This window comes from Planococcus sp. ISL-110 (genome assembly GCF_018613575.1).
Taxonomy (GTDB): Bacteria; Bacillota; Bacilli; order Bacillales_A; family Planococcaceae; genus Planococcus.
In genome coordinates this window covers 103033-109606 of record NZ_JAGGPX010000013.1, presented here as the reverse complement: position 1 = coordinate 109606, position 6574 = coordinate 103033, and the positions used below count along the sequence as shown (strand labels likewise).

The 6574-nt window shown below is 45.1% G+C and carries 6 protein-coding genes and 1 pseudogene; 6 read left to right on the top strand and 1 reads right to left on the bottom strand.

Translation table 11 applies throughout. From position 1 onward, the window contains the following. The 4 genes and pseudogenes from J7I83_RS09565 to guaC all read left to right on the top strand — a co-directional run. Window positions 1-349 (top strand): annotated as a pseudogene (locus J7I83_RS09565) (hypothetical protein); the annotation flags it as partial. Window positions 350-659: 310 nt separating this feature from the next. Further along, window positions 660-2180: a gluzincin family metallopeptidase gene (locus J7I83_RS09560; protein ID WP_215100477.1), complete on the top strand. Its 1521-nt coding sequence runs from the start codon at window positions 660-662 to the stop codon at window positions 2178-2180. Between the two features lie 310 nt (window positions 2181-2490). Further along, entirely contained in the window at window positions 2491-2736 is a 246-nt protein-coding gene (locus J7I83_RS09555; RefSeq protein ID WP_215100476.1) for a hypothetical protein, read from the top strand. 129 nt (window positions 2737-2865) lie between these two features. Continuing rightward, on the top strand, window positions 2866-3849 hold the full coding sequence (guaC, locus tag J7I83_RS09550) for a GMP reductase (RefSeq protein WP_215100475.1): 984 nt from the start codon (window positions 2866-2868) through the stop codon (window positions 3847-3849). A gap of 16 nt (window positions 3850-3865) precedes the next feature. On the opposite strand, the gene J7I83_RS09545 is transcribed toward guaC, so the two are convergent. Beyond that, window positions 3866-4486 (bottom strand): TVP38/TMEM64 family protein, encoded by a 621-nt coding sequence (locus J7I83_RS09545; RefSeq protein WP_215100474.1) that lies wholly within the window; start codon window positions 4484-4486, stop codon window positions 3866-3868. Window positions 4487-4779: 293 nt separating this feature from the next. On the opposite strand from J7I83_RS09545, the gene J7I83_RS09540 reads away from it, so the two are divergent. Then, complete coding sequence (locus J7I83_RS09540; RefSeq protein ID WP_215100473.1) at window positions 4780-5208, top strand: CBS domain-containing protein; 429 nt, start codon at window positions 4780-4782, stop codon at window positions 5206-5208. A gap of 288 nt (window positions 5209-5496) precedes the next feature. Further along, window positions 5497-6567: a DmpA family aminopeptidase gene (locus J7I83_RS09535; RefSeq protein WP_215100472.1), complete on the top strand. Its 1071-nt coding sequence runs from the start codon at window positions 5497-5499 to the stop codon at window positions 6565-6567. Window positions 6568-6574 lie beyond the last annotated feature (7 nt).

Below are 6574 nucleotides of genomic sequence, written 5' to 3'. Positions count from 1 at the left end.
GGCAACAGAAGGCCGTGTTCCGGCGGATGCATTGGAAGAAGGCTTAACGGCACACGTTGAACAGCTGTTGACGGCATTTGATGCCTACGCAGCAGGCGATTACGAAACAGCGTACAGCTCGATTCGTGAAGCCTATGCGCATATGACCATGCCGGCAGCTGGCTTGTCAGCGGCCATCGTGGACCAGTTCCCGGAAGAATTCGGGGCAACGGAAATGCCATCTGAAATGCCTGCGACAGGCATGGGCGGCACAGCAGATGCAGGTACGATTCCTTACCTATGGATCCTAGCTGGCCTAATGCTTGCTGGATTGACGACAACCCTTGCATTGCGTGCGCGCAAGCAATAATAAAGACCAAATTGCGGAACAAGGTTAAAGGAAAGTGAAAAGGAGTGCCCTGAAAGCCATCATAAATGGCTTCTGGGCACTCCTTTTTTGCGTTAAATGAAAGAAAGAGATCCGCCTGCACGGTCAGGAAATAAATTTATAGAAATATAAGTGAATGAACTCCAAAAAGACTATTTATTAGCTCACTTAACTGCTAATATATAGAAAAGATTAAGGACTTATTGCTGGGATGTGGCAGTTTGGTATTGATAATATCCAGCGAAACGATAAAGTCTGTTTTCTTTCCATACCAAACTAACTGGAGGCACCGATGAAAAGCATCGTTAAACAATTTCTCTTACTGCTTGGCTGTTCGTCTCTCGCTTATTTCCTCATTTTCAATCAAGGGCTCATTGGCGGATTGATGATTGCCGGGATGTTCTTTTTGGTCTGTCTGGTTGTTTTTTCTGCCAGCATCATAGGTGTCATAAAAGGCAGTCTGAAGTTCATGAAACTCAGCAATGTCAGAGAAGCGGTCGGGTTGATGGTCTTTTCCATTGCCCTATCGCTTGTAGTCACTTTCGTAACCATCATTAATTCGTTCGTTGTTTATACAACCGGAGATGAAAATCAGGCTTTAAACGATAAAGTCAGGTTTTTTGCATCAACTGTATTCCAGGTTTCTTCGCAGCCCGAACTGCTGAAGACTGAAAAAAATGGTGTGACTTATTACCATTCCGAAAACAATAAAGATAGTATCGCTAAAATCGATGAAGTTCTTCAAGAGGAACGGGAAAGCTTTAATTCGTTTCTGGGCACCCATGACCAGGGCGGCTTGACGATTGAGTTTCATGAGGATTATGATTCGCTGGAAACCGGTTATGGGGCAAAAGATGTCGCGGGTTATTACAATCTGGGCAATAAAAGCATTCACCTCGTTCCGGCAGATGAAAATTGGGAGCTGATTCTGGTGCATGAATATTCCCATTACCAAAGCCACCTTTTCTCCAATCAACATAGCTTGCCGATTACACGAATTCCTTCCTGGTTTGAAGAAGGCCTTGCCGATTATTTCGCTGAGGAATCCAGTGGGTGGTATGACTTGGAAAGCCTTGAAATAGTGGATTTTCATGACCTTGACAGCCAACAGGATTACGACACTGCGACTACAGACACGTTTGATCCCTATGCCCAAAGTTTTTTAGCTGTGGAATCTCTGGTGGCGGAACATGGGGAAGACTTTATCCCGGATTTGTTGATGTCGAGATCAACAAACGCATTCTATAAAAAGCTGGAAGCGATGATCGGCATGGAGATTGAGGAGTATGAAGAGATTTTTCTCGAAAAAATGATAGCCGAGCAAGCACAGCTGGATGTTTGGTTTCAGCAGGCTTATGAGCAGTTGGATAAGAAAGACTATTCAGCAGTCGAACAAACAGCAGCAGCTATAAAAAAAGTGGGAGATCCATATGACATATATGCCGCAGAGTGGCTGTTGTTGGATGTTCTATTGGACCAAGGAGAATTTGAACAAGGCGCTGATTTGCTGAACCGGAAAATTGCAGAAGACACGGAAGAATTTCTCATTGACGATTTATTGCTGCTGGCCGAGATCTACCTGCTCATCGATCCGCAACTATCGCTGAAAGCAGCTTTGGAGGCAGAAAGAGCATATGAAGAAAGCGGATATTATTATTACGATGAAGACCTCGTTCCTGTTTACGAGAAAATCAATTCCGAAGAAGCACTCGCCGGATATCGCCAATTATTGCGTGAAGAATGGGTGTATAATCCATACGTGCTCGACAGCCTGAAAGACAAGTTGAACAAGGAATATCCAGGAGAGTTCTAGAAAAAGGGGCAAAGGCAGCTGCATGTCTTTGTCTTTTTTATTCCAATAATATGGATCCATGCAGCCTCTCTGCTGTTGGGCTTGGCACGGCTGTTAAACCGGACAGTAGAAAAGAGGAAATCATATATGGGGAAATTCCTGCTGCCCTCCAATGGATTTTGGATGGAACACATCAAACAGAAATTCCTATCGCTTTTGCCCTCATCAGCGAATAACGCAGTCATCACCAAAACTGCAGCTCCCAGAAAGAAGAAAACAAATCTGCGGTCAAAGCGAAAAAAGATTTGAATAAAATGGAGATTGGCTGCTGTTGTTTCCTTTGGTTTTGAGTTTCGGTATCGTGCTGTATGGCATATTTACGGCTGCCACTGAAACAGCGCCAATCCGCAACTCCATGCTGTTGTCATTGGCGGTATTTTTGCTGGCATTGTGGGCAGAGGTTCCGTTCTTGCAGAACCATGGGCTATGGCTGGCGTTCATCCTATTCAGCCTGGGCAGATCGGTCTTTCTGATTTTGTCTATACCCAAGCTGAAACGGTTGATGGACAAGACTTAAAAAATCTGACTATTCCAGCTTGAAGCAACTGTCCTCTTTGACATCTCTTCTGAAATAAAGTACATTATCATATGGACGAACAATTGTTAAGGTATATAGATATATCATTCGTGTATAGGGGTGTAATTTATGGAAAATGTATTTGATTACGAAGATATTCAGTTGGTTCCTGCAAAAGCAGTGGTGGACAGCCGTTCAGAATGTGATACGTCAATTAAATTCGGCGGGCGGACCTTCCGATTGCCAGTCGTGCCTGCAAACATGCAGACCATTGTAGATGAAAAAATTGCCGTATTTCTGGCTGAAAATAATTATTTCTATATCATGCACCGCTTTGAACCTGAAAAACGGTTGGCGTTTGCGAAAGACATGCAGCAGCGCGGCCTTTACGCGTCCATCAGTGTCGGTGTGAAACCGGAAGAATATGCGTTTGTGCAGCTATTGGCAGATGAAAAGATTACACCGGAATACATCACAATCGATGTGGCTCACGGCCATTCCAATGCTGTGATCAACATGATCCATCACATCAAAAAATTGCTTCCGGAAAGCTTTTTGATTGCCGGAAACGTCGGTACGCCGGAAGCTGTACGGGAATTGGAGCATGCTGGAGCAGATGCGACAAAGGTGGGGATAGGACCCGGAAAAGTATGCATCACTAAGATCAAGACCGGCTTCGGCACAGGCGGATGGCAGCTGGCGGCACTTCGCTGGTGTGGAAAAGCAGCCAGCAAGCCGATCATCGCAGACGGCGGCATCCGCACGCATGGTGATATTGCCAAATCGGTCCGTTTTGGCGCTTCAATGGTCATGATCGGTTCTCTTTTTGCCGGACATGAAGAATCACCCGGAGAAACCATCAACAAAGACGGGAAGCTGCTGAAAGAATATTTCGGCTCAGCCTCGGAGTTCCAAAAAGGTGAGAAGAAAAATGTTGAAGGCAAAAAGATGTTCGTGGAATACAAAGGATCGTTGAAAGACACCTTGGTCGAAATGGAAGAGGATCTTCAATCCGCCATTTCCTATTCCGGGGGAGATAAACTGATGGCAATCCGCAATGTAGATTACGTCATCGTTAAAAACTCCATCTTCAATGGCGACAAAGTATATTGAATCACACAAAAACCCCTCAATCAGCTGATTGAGGGGTTTTTTTCTGTTTGGCTGTCTTTAGCCGGTCCAGCTGCCAGAAGACTATGGACACCATCAAAACGGTAGCGAAGACGATATACTGAACGCTTGTCGGGAAGACCTGTGTAAATCCATAAACGGCAGTTAGTTCCAGAAGAACAGCTGGAATTTTTCCGAGGGTGCTGGCTGTCCAGAACCGTTTCCCGCTTATCTTCGTAAGTGCTGCGCCGGCCGTAACCAAGCCGGACGGCATAAAGGGCAGGAGGCGCAACAGGATCACCAGGCTGAAAACGCGTTTGGGTGATTGGTGCTGGAATTTCTGCCAAAACGGATGACGCAGCCATTTTGGGTTGGCTTTGGAAAATCCGAAGCGGTACAGATAAAACCCAAGCAAGGCACCGAAAATTTCACCGATAAACGTTAAAGCTGCACCACCATATAGGCCGAACGACTGAATGTTGACAGCGGTCACCAAAACGCTCGGAATAAAGCCGGCAGCTCCGACCGCTAAATTGACGATAAGAAGAACTATAAATTCAATTGACGCAGGTATAAATCCGATGAGCGCTGCCTCCTTTTTATGATAAGAGTCTAGAAAAGTCCGGAAGCTGAAAAACATGGTCTTTTCGATAGAAAATCATTGTTGATTTATTTTACCATGGATGCAAACTTGCGTTAAAGAAAATCTGATTAACTGAAGTTTCTAAAGTTACAGCAACTGGAAACTAAAAAATGCTGAAGCATTTAATTTTTATACCGGGAAGACGTTTTGTTTTTTGTGAAACGGATATGGAATAGTAAAAGAAAAGAAGGGGGAGGATTGGCGAGGGATGAATTGACAAATCAGTCGAATCGATGGATAGAGCCAGTTGGTTGAGCATAAGCAGAAAATACCCAGAGGAGGAACTATTCATGAAGATTACAGACATCATGACAACAGATGTGAAGACATGCACGCCGGAAACGTCTATTCGGGAACTCGCGTCCAAGATGTTGGAACTTGATGTAGGGTCTATTCCAATCAGCGATGGCAAGCGGTTGCTTGGAATTGTAACAGACCGTGACATTGTCATCCGCGGAATCGCTGCTCAAGTTTCATTGGATAGATCTGTATCTCAGATTCTCACTTCAGACTTAGTTACTGGCACAACCGATATGTCTATCAAAGACGCCGCTGAGTTAATGTCCAAACATCAAATTCGCCGACTTCCGATTGTGGAAAATGATCAGTTGATCGGCATCGTTTCACTGGGAGACATTGCCGTCAGGGACCGCAATGAAGATAATGCCAGTATGATATTAGAAGAAGTTTCTGAATCTGATGACACGCGACTGCACTAGCAAGTGATAAAATTTAGAGGGGCATGTCCTTTTGGAGGATATGCCCTTTTCTATCGAGATACATAATTTTCTATGCATATAGAGAGCGGAAACTTAATTGCTTCATAAAGTATTAAAGTAAAAGAAGTTAATGCAATGACTAACAGTTTATATAATGAATTCTTATCTAAAGAAGGTTTCTTATTGAAAAACTGTTGAATTATACGAGGATAAAAGGCGGCATCGACAAGAACGGTAAGGTGTTTTTAAAAGATAGATACTAAATCGATAAGTTAAAGAGGTGGGCACTTGCACAATCAAAAACGAATTCGGGATTATGGGGTGGAAATCGGCAGTATGAAGCCAGGAGCGTTAAACGCCATAACAGATGTAACAGGCGTTACCGTGAGCCATGTCACATTGAGTGACGGCAATATGCAGACAGGCGTGACGGCCATCCTGCCGCATCAAGGAGATGTATTCCACAACAAGCTGATTGCTTCAAGCCATGTCATCAATGGCTTTGGGAAAACAATGGGGACTATTCAGCTGGCGGAACTCGGTACGCTGGAAACGCCCATTGTCCTAACCAATACTTTAAATGTCGGCACAGCAGCCAATGCTGTCATTGACTATATGCTGGAGAAAAACCCTGATATCGGGAACACGACCGGCACGGTAAATCCGATCATCGGCGAATGTAACGACATGTTTCTGAATGATGTGCGAGGCCGCTTTGTCAAAGAACAACATGTGCGGCAGGCGCTGGACCAAACCAGTGTGGAATTTGAAGAAGGTGCAGTCGGAGCTGGACGAGGCATGTTGTGCTATTCTCTGAAGGGTGGGATCGGTTCCGCATCGCGCATTCTGGAACTCGGGCACGGAGCATATACGATCGGCGTTTTGGTGCTGTCGAACTTTGGGATGCTGAGCGACTTGACAATCGGCAGCAACCCGATCGGCAAGAAATTGAAGAAACAGATTCTGCAATCCTACCAGGAAGAAGACAAAGGCTCGGTCATGGTCATTGTAGCTACCGATCTCCCTTTATCTGAGCGGCAATTAAACCGCATGCTGAAACGGGCAGTGACGGGACTTTCCCGAACCGGCTCCATCATTACCCATGGCAGTGGAGAAATCGTTATCGGCTTTACCACCGCCAATAAAATTCCACACGCCAAGCCGCCGCAATGCCTGGAAATCAAAACCATTCACGAAGTGGATATGGACGAAGCCTTTCGAGCCGTTGGAGAAGCGGCAGAAGAAGCGGTGTTGAATTCATTGATCACTGCGGAAGCTGTGGTCGGACGGGATGGCAATGAGAGACCGACGTTAAAAGAATTGATGGAAAAGTTTGAATTATCACTCAGGAACCCTTAAAAGGTTC